This window comes from Nocardia sp. NPDC058518 (assembly GCF_042719655.1).
Lineage (GTDB): Bacteria > Actinomycetota > Actinomycetes > Mycobacteriales > Mycobacteriaceae > Nocardia.
This window is the reverse complement of sequence record NZ_JBHXNJ010000009.1, coordinates 231,938-247,916: the sequence shown is the minus strand read 5'-3', so window position 1 is coordinate 247,916 and position 15,979 is coordinate 231,938. Positions and strand designations below refer to the sequence as shown.

Genomic DNA, 15,979 nt, shown 5'->3' with positions numbered 1-15,979 from the left:
GGCGGGGGTGCAACAGGGCATACCCCGATGACAGGGAGTACGACGATGGTTTCCGCGTTGACGGTGTGTGTGCCTGCCTACGACGCCGAGCGGACGCTCGCGGTGACCCTGGAGTCGGTGCTCGCCGAGGACGCCGACTTCGAGCTGCTCGTCCTCGACAACGCAAGCGCCGACCGCACCGGCGAGATCGCCCGCTCCACCGGCGATCCCCGGGTGCGGGTGCTGCGCAACGAGTCGGTGCTGCCGATCGGGGCCAACTGGGATCGGGTGATCCGGGCCGCGTCCGGTGATCTGGTGAAAGTGGTGTGCGCCGACGACATCCTGCGCCCCGGCGCGCTGACCGAGCAGTGGGCGCTGATGGCCGACTCGTCGGTCGCGATCTGCGCGGGTCGTTTCGATGTGATCGATGAGCAGGGCGGTTTGCTCGAGACCGATCTCGGTCTGCCCGGTCTGCTCGGCCGCCGCACGCCACGGGAACTGGCCAAGGTCATCGTGCGTCGCGGTCCGGCCGAGTTCGGGCCGACGGCCGCGGCGATGTTCCGGCTGGCCGACTACCGGCGCGTCGGCGGCCTGCGTCCCGACCTGGTGTTCCCGATGGATGTCGACCTCTTCGCACGCGTCGCGACCGGCGGTCACTTCGTCGGGATGGAACGAATCGTGGCCGCCTGGCGCAATTCCTCGTTCAACCTGTGCAGTCGCACCACCACCAGGTCGAAGCTCACCGACATGTACCGCTTCCACCATCGGCTCGTCGTCGACCACCCCGAATTGGTGACGCGCGCGGATGTTCTCACCGGTGACCTGCGCCTGGTCGGCCAGATCATGGAGCGGGTCAGGGTGCGGACGCTGGGTGCGGTGGGCGCGGTGCGCCCGGGCGAGTGAGGTAGCACCGAGACCTTCGGTGGCCCATGGCCCCGGCGAGTGCGTGCCCGCCGGGGCGACGAGGATCAGATGGAGAAGGTCTTGCCGTAGGTGACGACGGTGTCGCCGCCGGAACCGACGATCTTCACGAACGGGCGGACATTGGTCCGGCCGAGCACCCCCGTGACGGTGCCGTGGAAACCCGAAAGGCGAAGTACGCCTTCGGCTCCCGAGATCTCCCCACCGGCGACCTCGACCTCCTGGATGCCGGGGCCGAAGCCGACGGCGAGTTCGATGCCCGCGCGCGGGATGAGGCCGTCGAGCGTGGCGCTCGGGTCGCCGCCGATCTCGACGCTCAAGCCCGGGGTCGACCACTCGAACTTGATTCTGCCGTCCAGGGTGGCGGGGTAGCCGACCTGGTAGCCGATCGTGATGCGGCCGGACCAGGCTTCGGCCTCGGGGCCGGTGACCAGGTAAGAGGCCGCGCCGCTGTGGAACCACTCGCGGGTGAGCGGATTGCCGTCGAGCGGTGCGACGAAGTCGATCCGGGTGTCGGACTGGATTGCCTCGACGGTGCGGTTCTTGCCGTCGAGAACGATACTGCTGCTGTCGATTCCGGCAGCGGCGGAGCCTGCCCCCATCGCGAGACCGATAGCGACGGCCGACGCCATCGCCGCGATCCGGAGCGCACGCGGTGCGAGCACGGTGATTCCCCTCATCATATTTCTCCCCTGGATGTTCGCCCGCCGAACGTGCGTTCGACGCCACTTCCCCCTGCGATCCGGGCACCGGCCACCGCGACACTGCGAAGGTCCAGCAGTGACCGGAGCTCGATCATGGTGCGGCGCTGGGTGATCCGAGTATCCCACGCGATCCGATCATGTGCCGATCGACATATGGTCGGCTATGCCACAGCCTCGGCAGGCGACTATCGCCGGCGTGGGCCCGCCGGGTCGTCGATCATCCACCGGCCCTCGAGTTCGGGCAGTCCGGCGCTCACTTCGGCGAGCAGGTCCGGCAGCGTCAACAGCACGACGTCGGGCTCGGCGGCGACCAGTTCGGCGGGGGAGATGATGGGTACATCGGTGCCCGGCATCCGGCGGCCCTGTTTGCCGGGCGAGGCGTCGGCGACACCGGCGAGCAGGCCGCGGTGCGCGCCTGCCATGCTCAGCAGGGCTACCGCCCGCGACGCGGCGCCGTAGGCGAAGACCCGATGTCGTTGTGCGGCAGCCTCTTCCAGCCAGCCACGCAGGGCGCGGACATGGCGGTCGACCGTCTGCTGTAGCTCGGCGGCCGAGCTCAGCGCCTCGGCTTCCCTCGCGAGAAGTTCTTCGACCAGGGCGTCCGGAGTGTGGTCGCCGTGGCGAACCGCGAGGAGCACGGTGCCACCGTAGAGATCGAACTCCCACGCGGTGACCACGCTCATTCCCGCCGCCCCGAGCAGAGTGCGCAGGGTCGACATCGAGTAGTACGCGAAGTGCCCGTGCCGCAACGCATTCCACTGCCCCTGCGCGACGATGGCGGCCAGGGAGTGGTACTGCACGAGCAGGACACCGTCGGGAGCCGTCGCGGCGGCCCGTGCCGCGAAAGCCGCCCGCTGATCGGGTTCGTGCATGATGCCGAAGCAGTCGAGCACCACATCGGCCGGTCCGCCGGTGGTTTCGGTGAAGCCGTGCGCGGCGAGCAGGGGCAGCCAGGTGCCGCCGTGTGGGCTGCCGAATTCGGTCACCGTCGAACCGCGCAGCAGTCCGGCGGCGTGCACCAGACGCACCGCCGCGGCGGCCTGCTCGCGCAGGGCAAGCGGTTCGACGCCGCGGGGTTCGGCTGTGACGGTGTCGTCGTCGGCGAGTTGGGCAAGCCCGCATGCCGCGCACCGGTCCATCCGCAACGGATGGCCGCATTCGGTGTCGGCGACCGGAATGTCACGTGGCGGAAAGTGGTCCGCCGCCGGGACCGAGCCCAGGTCGAGAAGGGGAGTGAGCGCGGTCTTCGCGCAGCCGCGGCATCGGCGGGTCATGGCAGGATGTCCTCGTGCGTATCGAGCGGACCGAATTGGCTGACGTGGTGGTTCTCGTTCCCGAACCGTTCCGCGACGATCGCGGGTTGTTCACCCGCACTTTCGACGCGGACGAGTTCGACGCCCATCTCGGGGTGCCGGGCGCGGCGGCGGCTTTCGTGCAGGATTCGCAGTCGCGGTCGGTGCGCGGGGTCATCCGCGGCATGCACGGACGAGGCGGGCGAGGCGAGGCCAAGCTGGTGCGCTGCGCGCACGGCGCCGTCCACGACGTGCTCGTCGACATCCGCCCCGGCTCGCCGACTTTCGGTGCGCGCCAAGCGTTTCGACTCGACGACGAGCAGTTCCGTCACCTGTATGTGCCGCCGGGGTTCCTGCACGGATTCCAGGCGCTCACCGAGGTCGCCGACGTCTGCTACCGCATCGACCGTCCGCACGATCCCGCCGAGGACCTCGGGGTCGCCTACGACGACCCCGAGCTGGCCATCGACTGGCCGCTGCCCGTCGGCCCGGTCTCCGCGCGTGACGCGGGAGCCGGGAGCTGGCCCGCGCTGCTGGCTACGCTGACGCCGACGCACTGATCCGGCGCAGCTGTGCGTCGAGCACCCCGGAATCGCACAGGCCCTGCAGATGCGGCAGCCGGGTGAACCGGCGGAAGAACGCGTCCGAGGTGAGCCCACGCGCGGTGTACTCGGTGAACAGCTCGGCCGCACCCGCGGGCACCGTCCACTGTGCCTCGAAGCCGAGAACCGCACGCGCGTAAGAGAAGTCGACCCGGTAGGACCGTGGGTCCGCGCCGCTCTCGCCGGTGATCAGCAATCGTGAGCCGGGCACCGCGTCGACCACCGAGGCGGCGATCTCGGCGACGGTCAGGTTGTTGACCTCGGTGCCGATATTGAACGCCCGGCACGAGACGTCGGCGGCGGGCGCGGTGAGGCAGGTGGCGAACGCGGCGGCGATGTCGGCGGCGTGTACCAGGGGGCGCCACGGGGTGCCGTCGGAGAGCACCTTCACCTCACCGGTGAGCACCGCGTAGCCGACCAGATTGTTGAGCACGATATCGGCCCGCAGTCGTGGCGAGAAGCCGAAAGCCGTTGCGTTGCGCAGGAACACCGGGACGAAGCCGTCGTCGGCGAGGGCAGCCACGTCGTCTTCGACGCGCACCTTGCTCTCGGCATACGGGGTGATCGGGCGCAGCGGGGCGTCCTCGGTGACGAGGTCGGCACCGGCGGCACCGTAGACCGAGCAGGTCGACGCGTAGAGGAACCGGGAGACCCCGGCCTCCTTGGCGAGGCGGGCCAGCCGCACCGACGCGTGATGGTTGATGTCGTAGGTGATCTCCGGCGCCAGCGCGCCGAGGGGATCGTTGGACAACGCGGCAAGGTGGATCACCGCGTCGAAACCACGCAGCTGCTCGACGGTCACCTCGCGCAGGTCCACCGCCAGACCTTCGGGGTCACCGGCGAATTCGCCGAGCAGGCAGTCGGCGAAGTAGCCGATGTCAAGGCCGGTGACCTGGTGGCCCGCCGCCCGCAGCACCGGCACCATCACGGTGCCGAGATAGCCCTGGTGCCCGGTGACCAGTACCCGCATGTTCACGTCTGTTCCCATCTGATGATCGCTTTGTCGAGCACGAACGCCTCGGCATACGGTGCGTGGCACTGCACGCCACGCAGCCGGGCCAGCCCGAGGAAGGCCTGTTCGTCGAACCAGTCACGGCCCGTCTGCGACGGATAGTGTTTATGGAGCAGTCGCGACTTCTCTTGTGCGAGTTCATGGCTCAACGGGTGGTAGAGGGTGGGCGCCGGGGTGTCGGTCTCCCATTTGAGGATTTCGTAACCCAGGGTCAGGTGATCACGGAACTCGGTCGGCACCAGTTCGGCGAGCAGGCGGTGGTCCTGGTGGGCGTCGCCGCGATGCGGTGCGAACACCACCTCGGGTTCGCCGCCACGGCGAAAGGCAGCCAGTGCGTCCTTGATCCGGTCCCAGTGCGCCGGTGCGCGGCCGTCGGGCACATCGAGGACCAGCAGGTCGGGTTCGGTGCCCGAGCAGAACGCGGTCAGCGCCGCACGCTCCTCGTCCTCGCGTGCGGTGCCGCCGCCGGAGAGCACAAGGGCCCGCACCTCGACGCCGGGATCGGCACCGGTGAGCGCGAGAAGTGTTGCCCCCATCCCGATCGCGATGTCGTCGCAGTGCGCGCCGAGCACCGCGATCCGGCGCGGCGGGCGGGTGAACAAGCCGATCACGGCTGGTCCCACACCATCCACGGCCGGGTGCCGTTGCGGTAGGCGTCGTCGAGTTCGGCGCGTTCCTTGAAGGTGTCGGCCGGCTTCCAGAAGCCCATGTGCTGATACCCGAAAAGTCTGCCCTGCCCGGCGAGCGCGCCGCACGCGTCGGCCACCAGATCCCCGCCCGGCGGCAGGAGATCGAAGATCTCCTGGCTCAGTACGAAGTATCCGCCGTTCTCCCACAGGGGCATCTGCGCCACCGGCACGATGTCCTTCACCTCGCCCGTCGGTGAGATGTCCACGCAGTGGAACGAGGACTGTGGCGGCACCACCATCATCGACGCGGCCGCACCCGAGGCGTGGAAGCGTTCGATCATGGTGTCCAGTGGTGCGTCGGTGAGGACATCGGCGTAGTTGGCCAGGAAGTACTCGTCGCCGTCGAGGTGCTCGCGCACGCGGCGCAGTCGCTCCCCGATCGCGGATTCGACGCCGGTGTCGACGAAGGTGATCGACCAGTCGCTGATGTCACTGCCGAGCAGCTCCACCGCACCGTTGCGGATCACGAAGTCGTTGGACGCCGACTCCTGGTAGGTGAGGAAGAAGTTCTTGATGTGTTCGGCGCCGTAGCCCAGACACAGGACGAACTCCTTGTGGCCGTAATGCGCGTAGTAGCGCATCACGTGCCACAGCAGGGGGCGCGGGCCGACCAGCTGCATCGGCTTGGGGACGACGTCGTCGGATCCGCCGCGCATGCGCATGCCGTATCCGCCGCAGAACAGGACGACCTTCATCGGTTCGTTCACTTTCATTCGGAGTGTGCGCCGGCTGCGACGGGTTCGCCTGCCACCGGTTTGTCGATCGCGGTGCCGCGATGCAGCACCGGCAGCGGATAGATCAGTTCGCCACCCCAGTCACCGATATGGCTGAGCTGGGCGGTGATCTCGGTTTCGAGATTCCACGGCAGGACCAGCACCACATCGGGTTCGTCGGAGTCGATCCGCTCCGGCGGATGGATCGGGATCCGGGTGCCCGGGGTGAATCGGCCGTGCTTGTACGGGTTGCGGTCCACGGTGTACTCGAGCAGGTCGGGCCGGATACCGCAGTAGTTGAGCAGGGTGTTGCCCTTGCCCGGCGCACCGTAGCCGACCACCCGCTTGCCCGCCGCGCGGCAGTCGAGCAGGAAACGCAGCAGCTCCTGGCGGACCGATTCCGCGCGGGCGCCGAGCGCGGCGTAACCGGCCGGCTCGTGCAGGCCCGCCGCCCGCTCGAGGTCGAGGACCTCGGCGACCCGGGCGCTCGGTTCGGCGACGGCGTCGGGGCGTGCCCACAGCCGGATCGAGCCGCCGTGCGTTTCCAGGAGTTCGACGTCGACGACGGTCAGCCCGGCGATCGCCAGCGCGCGCTGCGCCGAATGGACGGTGTAGTACTGGAAATGCTCGTGATAGATGGTGTCGAACTGGCCGAGCTGGACCAGGTTCAGCGCGTGGTGCACTTCGATGCTGCACCAGCCGTCGTCGCTGAGCAGTGTGCGCAGGGCTTGGGTGAACCCGCGCAGGTCGGGCACGTGGGCGTAGACGTTGTTGGCGACCACCAGATCGGCCGGACCGTGCTCGGCGCGGATCCGCGCGGCCGAATCCGGTTCCAGGAACGCCGTTTCCGTCGGCACGCCGACCTCGCGGGCCGCCGAGCCGACATTGACGGATGGCTCGATGCCGAGGCAGCGGATGCCGCGGGCGACCGCGTGCCGCAGCAGGTAGCCGTCGTTGCTGGCCACCTCGACGACGAACGAATCGGAGCCGAGACCGAGTCGCTCGGCGGTGGTGGTGACGAACTGCTCGGCGTGGCGGACCCAGCTGTCGGAGAACGAGGAGAAGTACGCGTACTCGGTGAAGGTGTCCTCGGGGGTGATCAGCGCCGGGATCTGCAGCAGGAGGCAGTCCTCGCACAGCCGCAGGTGCAGCGGATACGTCGTCTCCGGCAGGTCTAGCTCCTCGACGGCAAGGAAGCTCTCGCACGGTGGGGTGGCGCCCAGGTCGAGCACGCTCGTGAGCCGTTCGGAATCACAGAGTCGACATTGCACGTGGAACCCCCACCTTCTTGCACATTCACCCAAGCTGTCACGGCTCATGCCGGTCATGCCGGAAGTCGGATCGACGGGCTCAGACGTTACAGGGGGCCCGCTGGGGTACCCCCCGAAACGTACGGGGGAGAAAGAGATTCGTGGTATGTTTCGGAGTTCGACCAGGTCGATCCGATACCGGCAAACTGCTGGCGAGCGCGACCATTCCTCATTCCTTTGTGATGCCGCTCACTTGTGAAAGTGGGAGTCCTGCATTCATATCGAAAGGCAATAGCGATTCGGTGATAGCTGTCCGATTGCGCTGTGATGTGGCTAACTGCTGGAATCCGTTGTGGCGGTGAGGCTTCGGAAAGAATGCCTGCTCGTGGTCTGTAACAATCAGCGGGCGGGTATCGAATCGACGGGAAGCAGGACGGCCGCAAAGGCCGCTTTCCGGTCGACGGGGATCGGGAAACGATTCGTCTCCCGAAGGGGAGGTGTGGGTTCATGAGCTACGAGCTCACCGGTAGTGGCGACGTCGATGTTGTCAACGGTGTTCAGGTGCTGCGCCGTACGCAGCGCGAGAGTTGGCAGACCGCGTTGGTCCAGCGGTTGGTCGTCACGGATGTGATCGCGGTGTTCGGAGCGGTCGGTGCCGCGCAGGTGATCCGCTTCGGCGGGCCCGCCGCGCCCCCATTGGCTTGGCCGTTGCCCTACGAGGTCGGTTATTCCGTGGTGTCGCTGGCCTTGGCCGCCGGGTGGCTGGCGCTGCTGCACGGCTACGGCAGCCGTACGCCGCAGGTGGTCGGCACCGGCAGCGAGGAGTTCCGCAGGCTGGTATCGGCGACGCTGCGGCTGTTCGGTGTGCTCGCGATACTGGCGCTGCTGTTCCGGGTGGAGGTCGCGCGTGGCTATCTCGCCATCGCGCTGCCCGCCGGGCTGCTCGCGCTGGTCGCTGGACGGGTGGCGTGGCGGTGGCGGTTGCGGCGCTGGCGCGCGCAGGGCCGGTGCCACACCGCGGTGCTGGTCGTCGGTTCGCCCGAGGCCGCGCACGCGATGGCGACGGCGTTCACCGGCGATCCCGGCTCCGGCTACCGCGTGGTCGGTGTGTGCGTGCCATCGGGATCGCTCGGCGCGCAGTTCGATACGACCGACGGGCCCTCGGTGCTCGGGGACGATCGCTCGGTGCTCGAGGCGGTACGCCGCAGTGGGGCCGATTCGGTGGCCGTGGCCGCGACCGATCATCTCGGCCCCGCCGAATTGCGGCGAATGGCATGGGCATTGGATCCGCTCGGCGTCGATCTGATCGTGGCGCCCGGTGTCGTCGACATCGCGGGGGGACGGTTGACCAATCGGCTCGTCGCGGGGATGCCGATGCTGCACATCGATCCGCCGCGCTACGGACGAGCGAAGTCGAGTCGTAAAGCGTTGTTCGACTTGTGTTTTGCCGCGGCGGTCTTGGTGCTCGTCGCGCCGATGCTGGCCGCCATCGCGATCGCCGTGAAGGTGACGAGCGCGGGACCGGTGTTCTACCTCTCGGAGCGGATCGGGCGTGACGGAATTCCGTTCCGGATGATCAAGTTCCGCAGCATGCTCGTCGATGCCGACAGCGCGGTGGAGGCACTCATCGACCGGCACGGTGGAAATCCGTTGTTCTTCAAGGTCAAAGACGATCCGCGGGTGACCGCTGTCGGCCGGTTCCTGCGCAAGTACAGCCTCGACGAGTTGCCCCAGTTCTTCAACGTGCTGCGTGGTGACATGAGTGTCGTCGGGCCGCGCCCGCAGGTGCAGCGTGAGGTCGACAGCTATGACGGGGAGATGCGACGGCGGCTGCTGGTGAAGCCGGGCGTCACCGGGTTGTGGCAGGTCAGCGGGCGGTCGGATCTGTCGCCCGAGGATTCGGTGCGGCTGGACCTGTCCTATGTCGAGAACTGGTCGATGGTGCTGGATCTGGCGTTGATCGCGCGCACCATCGGGGTGGTCACCCGCGGCGACGGCGCGTACTGAAAGCCGGGGTGGTGAGTCGACTCACCACCCCGGCTACGCGGGCCTCGCGCCGTCAGCGCAGGTCGCGGCGACGGAAGGCTATGAGCCCCAGAAGGATTCCCGCTCCGGCGAGCACGGCCAGGTAGGCGATCGGCACGATGTCGAATGCCGCGCCCGGCAGCTTCGGCGGGTGGACGAAGGGAACCAGATCGAGGATCCACTGGGAGAAGCTGCCCAGCGAGCCAAGCAGGAAGATCACGATCATCGCGCTCAGCACGCCCCAGGCAAGGGCCGCGTACTTGGGCAGGGCGCCGAACAACAGCATCGCGATGGCGGTGATCACCCAGACCGCGGGCAGCTGCACCGCGACCGCGCCCAGGGAATCGCCGACTTTGCCGGGAAGATCACCGTCTGTCGCACCCCAGACGATGCCGATGGCGAGACCGGCGGTCAGCAGCGCCACGGCGGGTCCGCCGATCGCGAACAGCAGGTGGCTCGACGCATAACGCACGCGCCCCACCGCGGCGGCCAGCACCGTCTCGGCGCGGCCCGAGTTCTCCTCCTCGTGCAGCCGCAGTACCGCCGACACCGAGTAGGCGGCGGCCGCGGCGGCCAGCATGGTGACGGCGTAGGCGATGAACGACTTCTCCAGATCCGCCGACCCGCCCAGCGAGGTGACCACGTCCTGCAGGGTGCCGCTGTCGTCGAGCATGCCGCCGATGCTGTTCACCGCACCGCCGATGAGCAGGCCGTACAGGGCGAAGCCGGTCGTCCAGGCGAGCAGCGAACCCCGCTGTAGTCGCCAGGCCAGACCGATCGGACCCGACAGTGCGGTGCCCGCGACCGCCGGTCCGGGGCGCTCGGCCAGCAGGCCCGCACCGATATCGCGGGTGCGCAGCAACCGGTAGGCGAGCAGGGTCGCGCCGGCGCCGAGGGCGGCCAGCGGCACGAGTGCCCACCAGCGTTCGTCGGCGAACGGGCGGACCTGCAGGCACCACCCCAGCGGCGAGAACCAGGACAGCACACCATTTCCCGCGTCGCCGACCGCGCGCACCGCGAACGCGGCACCCAAGGTGCCGAGCGCGATGCCACGGGCGAGCCGGGCGCCGGTACTGACCTGAGCGGCGACGGCGGCCACGGCACCCCAGACGACACCGGACGCGGCGAGCGCCGCACCGAAGGCGACCGAGCCCGAGACGGGCAGATCGGTGGCCAGCAGCGAAGCGGTGCAAGCGATTCCGGCGAACGCGGACGCGCCGTAGGTGAGCAGGAGTGCGCCGGTGAGGCCGGCGAATCGGCCGATGCTGGTGGCGCCGACCAGTTCCGCGCGGCCGGTCTCCTCCTCGACCCTGGTGTGACGGATGACGGTGAGTACCGCGGCGATCGCGATCATCGCGTACATCGCCCCGGCTTTCCAGGTGCCGATGGAGCCGAGTGCCGAGCTGAAAACCGGTCCGTACATGGCGATCAGCGCCGGGCTCGCGGCCGTGGTGGCCGCGAAGTGGTCGAGCTGTTCCGGTGTGGTGTAGATGTCCTTGATCGAGACGATCTGCAGCGCGGGCATCAACCCGATCAGCAGCGACCACAGCGGGGCGACCACCCGGTCGCGGCGCAGGTACAGGCGCAACATCTGGCCGGTGCCCGCGAATTCGCCTGCGGTGCGCGAGGTTCCGGTGAAATGGGGGACAGCGACAGTAGTGGTCATGCCCGCACCTTCTCCGCGGTCTCGGTGTTGTCGACGTGGTAGTGGCGCAGGAACAGATCCTCCAGCGTCGGTGGCGCACTGGTCAGGCTGCGGACGCCCGCGTCACCGAGTACCCGGATCAGGGCGCCGAGATGGTCGGCGTCGACCTGGCAGCGCAGCGTCGATCCGTCTCGTTCGACATCGCCGACACCGGGCATCGCGCTGAGATCGCCGGGATCACCGATCAGGTCGGCGGTGATGGCGGTGCGGCTCAGGTGGCGGAGTTCGTTCAGCGAACCGGATTCGACGGTGCGGCCCGCTCGGATGATCGTCACCCGGTCGCACAGGTGCTCGACCTCGGACAGGATGTGGCTCGACAGCAGTACCGTCGCACCGCGAGCCGCGGCATCACGCACACAGTCCTGGAAGACCTGTTCCATCAGCGGGTCCAGACCCGACGTCGGTTCGTCGAGGATCAGCAGGTCCGCGTTCGCCGAGAAGGCCGACACCAGTGCGACTTTCTGCCGGTTGCCCTTGGAATAGGTACGCGCCTTCTTGGTCGGGTCCAGCTCGAAGCGTTCGATCAGCTCGTCGCGCCGTGCCTCGTCCAGGCCGCCGCGCATGCGAGCGAGCAGATCGATCGTCTCGCCACCCGACAGCGACGGCCACAGTGTGACATCGCCCGGTACGTAAGCGATCCGGCGATGCAGGTCGACGGCATCGGTCCACGGGTCACGGCCGAAGACCGCGGCCTCGCCACCGGTCGCGCGCAGGACGCCGAGCAGGATCCGGATGGTGGTGGACTTGCCTGCGCCGTTGGGACCGAGGAAACCGTGGATTTCGCCGGTACCGACATGTAGGTCGAGTCCGTCGAGCGCGGTGAAGCGACCGAACGTCTTTCGCAGGTCCGCGACATCGATGACCCGGGCAGTGGTGGGGTTGGGCATCGTCTACTCCTCGAAAAGGGTGTCGAGCGTGGTGGAATCGGTGAGCAAGCCTTGGGTGTAGAGCTCGAGTGCCGGAAAGGTGATCTCGTCGGACAGCTCACGGATCGCCTTGCGGTAGTCGAGTTTTCCTTCGCGTTGCATGCGCATCTGCAGGTAGAGGTTCATGGCGCCGACGTGGCAGAGCACGATGTAGCGGGCGCGCGCAGCGTGATCGCGACTCGGTTTGATCATTCCCGCGTCGACGGCGGTCTGCATGTACTGCTCCGCGTCGGTGATCATGTGCTCGAGCAACGACTCCGAGAGCGCGCCGCCGGCTTGGAAGCTGCGCAGCATGTAGGCCACCAGGGGGGCGTACATCTCGATCTCGGCCATCGCGGTGAGCATCCCCGCGGGACCCGGTGTCTGAATCGCGCGCAACTTCTCGTCGCGGATGATCTCGAGCACACGATCGTCGCAGACCGCGCGCAGGCCGTCCTTGGAACCGAAGTGATGGTTCACCAGCCCGGGCGACACCCCGGCCGCGGCGGCGATCGCCCGAACCCCGACACCGAAGCCCTGCTCACCGAACAATTCGATCGCGGAATCGCGGATCCTGGCTGCGGTGGTGAGATCGGCTGAACGCATGTTCAATATGTTAAACGCATGTTCAATCCGTTGGCAAGACTTTGGCCCGAACCGAGTTTCGGGCCTGGGTGACTGTTCGTCGGCGGGCTAGTGTCGGTGCCATGGCTACCGGCACATCGACGACGGCAGAACATCTCCGCGCAGCGCTGGACGGACCGTGGCGCACGGTCAGGGAACAGGCACGCACGCAGCTCGCCGGCGAGGAATTCACCGACGACCCCGAACTCGATATCCACGCGGCAAGGGCTCGCGTGCTCGACCAGATGCGCGTCATCGCGACCATGGGCTATCCCGAGCGTGGCTTCCGGTCCGAGAACGGCGGCACCGGCGATCCCGGCGGCGCGGTCACCGGGCTGGAGATGCTGGCCTACACCGACCTGTCGCTGTGGGTGAAATCCGGTGTGCAGTGGGGGCTGTTCGGCGGCGCGGTGGAGAACTTGGGCACCGAGCGGCACCGCGACTTCATCAAGCGCCTGATCTCGCTCGATCTGCTCGGCTGCTTCGCGATGACCGAGTCGGGGCACGGCAGCGATGTCGCCGATCTGGAGACCACGGCCACCTACGATCCGGCCACCCAGGAATTCGTGATCAACACCCCGACGCCGTCGGCGCGCAAGGACTACATCGGTGGCGCCGCGGTGCACGCGCGGATGGCGGCGGTGTTCGCCCAGCTGATCATCGGCGGCGAGAGCCAGGGGGTGCACTGTCTGCTGGTACCGATCCGCGACGACCGCGGCGCTGACCTGCCCGGCGTGACCACCTACGACGACGGACTCAAGGGCGGTCTGCCCGGCGTCGACAACGGCCGGATCGTCTTCGACCATGTGCGGATCCCGCGCGAGAACTTGCTCAACCGCTACGCCGACGTGTCCCCGGACGGCACCTACAGCTCCGAGATCGAGAACCCGAGCCGCCGCTTCTTCACGACCCTCGGCACGCTGGTTCGTGGCCGGGTCAGCGTGGGTGGCGCGGGCGCCGCGGGCGCGCGGGTGGCACTGAGTATCGCCGTGCGCTACGCGCTGGCGCGCCGCCAGTTCGCCGACCCCGACACCGGCGAGGAGACCCTGCTGCTGGACTACCGCAGCCATCAGCGCAGGCTGCTGCCGTTGGTGGCGAAGTCGTTCGCGCTGGCCTTCGCCCAGAACGACCTCGTACGCCGGATGGATCTGATCCAGCGCGGGCAGGACACGGAACCGAGCTCACAGCGGGCGCTGGAGAAGCGTGCCGCCGGTCTGAAGGTCGCCCAGACCCGCCACGCCACCCGGGCTATCCAGGAATGCCGCGAAGCCTGTGGCGGCGCGGGCTATCTCACCGAGAACCGCCTGGTCACGCTGAAGGCCGACACCGACGTGTTCACCACCTTCGAAGGCGACAATGTCGTCTTGACCCAGCTGGTGGCGAAGGAACTGCTCACGGCCTACTCCGACGAGGTCCGCGACCTCGACGCGCTCGGCTGGGTGCGTTTCGCCGCCACCATGGCCGGTGACGTGGTGCGTAAACGTTCGGGTGTGCGTCAGCTGATCCAGACCCTGCGCGACCGCAACGACGAGAGCGTCGACGAGGGCGACCTGTCCAAACGCGATGTCCAGCTGCAGCTGTTCGCCGATCGCGAGGACTACCTGCTGCGCACCGCCGCGCACCGGCTGCGCGCCAGGGCCGCCGATACCGGCCCGTTCGAGGCGTTCAACAACGCCCAGGACCACATCCTGGCCGCCGGGGCCGCGCACATCGACCGCCTCGTGCTCGAGGAGTTCGTCGACGGTATCGCCGCCATCGAGGACCCGGACGCGAAAGCCCTCGCTGAAACAGTCTGCGACCTCTATGTTTACGCCTCGCTGGAGGAGAACCTGGCCTGGTACATCATGCACCGGTTCATGTCGGTGGAGCGGGCCAAGGGGGTACGGCGCGGGGTGAACGAACTCGTGGACCGCCTGCGTCCCGACGCGCTGACCCTGGTGGAGGCGATGGGCGTGCCCGAGACGATGCTGCGCGCCGAGATGCTGCACGACGCCAGCGTTTTCGACCGCCGATAAGGTGCGCGCCGCGCCTTGCCCCTTCGGAGGGCTAGGCGCGGTTTCGGGCCCGTAGCGCATCGGAGAGCCAGCACAGCCCGATCGCCATCGCCGCTGCCGCCGCTGCCCCACCGAGGATGTCGGTGGGGTGGTGGTATCCCAATTCGGCCATGCCGGGGGTGATCGCGACCAGTGCGAGCACGGTCAGCGCCGCGACCACGATCCGTGCCCGGCGGTCGGTCACCAGGCACGCGAAAGTCGTTGCGACAGCGACCATATGGACGGTGTGTCCGCTCGGGTAGGCGAGATGGTCGTCGAGCCGGCGATCCCACAGCGGTTTGAGCAACCAGGTGTTGACCGCCAACGCGATCTCGGGAACCACCAGCATGGTCACGGCCTGCCACCACTGCCGCCGTAGCGCGAACCACGCACACGCGGCCAGGAGCAGCGCCACGACCACCGGCGCGTTGCTCGGAGCGACGAGCACCTGCGCGAGGCCGGGGGAGACGGTGTCCTCGGACACCATGGCGTCGAGTTCGCTCGCGCCGCCGTGCGCGGGGAACGTCAGCGGTATCGCCGCGGTCAGTACGGCACCGGCGCCGATCGCCGTCACCCGGACAACGGTGGCACCGCGAACACGGTCGATCACGGACGCGACGACAGCCGCGTGGTCCCGCTCAAGCCGGACCGTAGGTGAGCACCGCCGTGACCAGGAACCACAGCACCCACACGATGGCCACGATCATGCCGAGGGCGAGGGTGATCCGCAGGAACGCCCGGCCGAAATCGAGATCGCCGCCGACTCGCGGATACAGCTTCCACGGGCTGTACCACGGCGCGACCATGCCCCGGGACTGCGCTTGGCGTTCGAGCTCGGCCTGCTCCTCGGCGTAGGCCTCCGCGGCCGCCTGGGTGGGCCCGCCGTGCCACAGCGTCACGTCGATCGGACCGAGGAAGCCCTCGTTGAGCAGGTCCTGTGGTGCGGGCAGGGACGGCAGGATGCCGAGGCCGCGGAACGCGATGGCGACGTCGTTGGCCGTCCAGAGATTGTGTTCCTTCTCGGCCAGCAATTCGAAGTACATCTCGAGCCGGTGCGGGTCGTCGGTGACGATCACATCGAAGCTCGGGTCGCTCCAACCCTGGTGCACGTCGATCTGGGCGCCGGGCATCGGCACGATCAGGCCGAGTCCGTGCACCGCGCGCTGGCCGAGCCCGCGGGCGGCGAGATAGTCCTGCAGGGCGAAGGTGTGATCACGTGATCGCTCCAGCGGCGTCGACTTCTCCGAACCCGCGAACTGGGCGAGCTCCCCGGAGACCATCCACGGGCCGTTGAGCGGGATCTCCAGCACGCCGTCCTGCGGCGCGGTGAACGTCTCCGCTTCGATGACCACGCAACTGGTGGGGGTCCAGACCACCGCGTCGAACTGGTGCAGCCGATCCTGGTGGAACAGGCTGCAGTTGATCGTGACGACACCGTGCGGGCTCGACGGGTCCTTCCATGTTCGCAACCAGTCGATCAGTGCCGCCTCGGCATCGCTGCCTGCCGCATTCTGCACGCGCACGA

15 protein-coding genes are annotated in these 15,979 nt (G+C 68.2%); 4 read left to right on the top strand and 11 right to left on the bottom strand.

Annotated elements, in window-relative coordinates:
• The first annotated feature begins 45 nt into the window (after positions 1-45).
• Positions 46-882, top strand: coding sequence for a glycosyltransferase family 2 protein (locus ACFWPX_RS18495; protein ID WP_378914503.1), 837 nt, complete (start codon positions 46-48; stop codon positions 880-882).
• A 65-nt stretch (positions 883-947) separates the two neighbouring features.
• Here ACFWPX_RS18495 and ACFWPX_RS18490 read toward each other — a convergent pair whose 3' ends face one another.
• Positions 948-1,580 carry an MspA family porin gene (locus ACFWPX_RS18490; RefSeq protein ID WP_378928445.1) on the bottom strand — a complete coding sequence of 211 codons (633 nt, stop codon included), beginning with the start codon at positions 1,578-1,580 and terminating at the stop codon, positions 948-950.
• Positions 1,581-1,789: 209 nt separating this feature from the next.
• Positions 1,790-2,878, bottom strand: a complete 1,089-nt coding sequence (locus ACFWPX_RS18485) for a class I SAM-dependent methyltransferase (protein ID WP_378928444.1) — start codon at positions 2,876-2,878, stop codon at positions 1,790-1,792.
• Positions 2,879-2,892: 14 nt separating this feature from the next.
• On the opposite strand from ACFWPX_RS18485, the gene rfbC reads away from it, so the two are divergent.
• Complete coding sequence (rfbC, locus tag ACFWPX_RS18480; protein ID WP_378928443.1) at positions 2,893-3,456, top strand: dTDP-4-dehydrorhamnose 3,5-epimerase; 564 nt, start codon at positions 2,893-2,895, stop codon at positions 3,454-3,456.
• Here rfbC and ACFWPX_RS18475 read toward each other — a convergent pair.
• The 4 genes from ACFWPX_RS18475 to ACFWPX_RS18460 are packed head-to-tail and all read right to left on the bottom strand — an operon-like array spanning position 3,434 to position 7,183.
• Positions 3,434-4,468, bottom strand: a complete 1,035-nt coding sequence (locus ACFWPX_RS18475) for an NAD-dependent epimerase/dehydratase family protein (RefSeq protein WP_378928470.1) — start codon at positions 4,466-4,468, stop codon at positions 3,434-3,436. The two genes, rfbC and ACFWPX_RS18475, sit on opposite strands and share 23 nt — an antisense overlap.
• Positions 4,469-4,470: 2 nt before the next feature.
• Complete coding sequence (locus tag ACFWPX_RS18470; RefSeq protein WP_378928442.1) at positions 4,471-5,121, bottom strand: PIG-L deacetylase family protein; 651 nt, start codon at positions 5,119-5,121, stop codon at positions 4,471-4,473.
• Positions 5,118-5,894: a glucose-1-phosphate cytidylyltransferase gene (locus ACFWPX_RS18465; protein WP_378914508.1), complete on the bottom strand. Its 777-nt coding sequence runs from the start codon at positions 5,892-5,894 to the stop codon at positions 5,118-5,120. Before ACFWPX_RS18465 ends, ACFWPX_RS18470 begins: the two co-directional genes overlap by 4 nt.
• 14 nt (positions 5,895-5,908) lie before the next feature.
• Complete coding sequence (locus tag ACFWPX_RS18460) at positions 5,909-7,183, bottom strand: methyltransferase domain-containing protein (RefSeq protein ID WP_378928441.1); 1,275 nt, start codon at positions 7,181-7,183, stop codon at positions 5,909-5,911.
• A 486-nt stretch (positions 7,184-7,669) separates the two neighbouring features.
• Between ACFWPX_RS18460 and ACFWPX_RS18455 the strand changes: the two genes are divergently transcribed.
• Complete coding sequence (locus ACFWPX_RS18455) at positions 7,670-9,169, top strand: sugar transferase (RefSeq protein WP_378914510.1); 1,500 nt, start codon at positions 7,670-7,672, stop codon at positions 9,167-9,169.
• 52 nt (positions 9,170-9,221) lie between these two features.
• Here the strand turns inward: ACFWPX_RS18455 and ACFWPX_RS18450 are convergent, their stop codons facing one another.
• The 3 genes from ACFWPX_RS18450 to ACFWPX_RS18440 are packed head-to-tail and all read right to left on the bottom strand — an operon-like array spanning position 9,222 to position 12,403.
• A complete protein-coding gene (locus tag ACFWPX_RS18450; RefSeq protein WP_378928440.1) occupies positions 9,222-10,853 on the bottom strand; it encodes an ABC transporter permease in 1,632 nt (543 codons plus the stop codon).
• Positions 10,850-11,779 (bottom strand): ATP-binding cassette domain-containing protein, encoded by a 930-nt coding sequence (locus ACFWPX_RS18445; protein WP_378914512.1) that lies wholly within the window; start codon positions 11,777-11,779, stop codon positions 10,850-10,852. The genes ACFWPX_RS18450 and ACFWPX_RS18445 overlap by 4 nt, the downstream gene beginning before the upstream one ends.
• A 3-nt stretch (positions 11,780-11,782) precedes the next feature.
• Positions 11,783-12,403, bottom strand: coding sequence for a TetR family transcriptional regulator (locus tag ACFWPX_RS18440; protein ID WP_378928439.1), 621 nt, complete (start codon positions 12,401-12,403; stop codon positions 11,783-11,785).
• A gap of 101 nt (positions 12,404-12,504) precedes the next feature.
• Here ACFWPX_RS18440 and ACFWPX_RS18435 point away from each other — a divergent pair, with 101 nt between their 5' ends.
• Positions 12,505-14,436 (top strand): acyl-CoA dehydrogenase, encoded by a 1,932-nt coding sequence (locus ACFWPX_RS18435; RefSeq protein WP_378928438.1) that lies wholly within the window; start codon positions 12,505-12,507, stop codon positions 14,434-14,436.
• A 31-nt stretch (positions 14,437-14,467) separates the two neighbouring features.
• Here ACFWPX_RS18435 and ACFWPX_RS18430 read toward each other — a convergent pair whose 3' ends face one another.
• Positions 14,468-15,064 (bottom strand): phosphatase PAP2 family protein, encoded by a 597-nt coding sequence (locus ACFWPX_RS18430; protein ID WP_378928437.1) that lies wholly within the window; start codon positions 15,062-15,064, stop codon positions 14,468-14,470.
• A gap of 28 nt (positions 15,065-15,092) precedes the next feature.
• Positions 15,093-15,971 (bottom strand): nuclease-related domain-containing protein, encoded by an 879-nt coding sequence (locus ACFWPX_RS18425; RefSeq protein WP_378928436.1) that lies wholly within the window; start codon positions 15,969-15,971, stop codon positions 15,093-15,095.
• Positions 15,972-15,979: the final 8 nt, after the last annotated feature.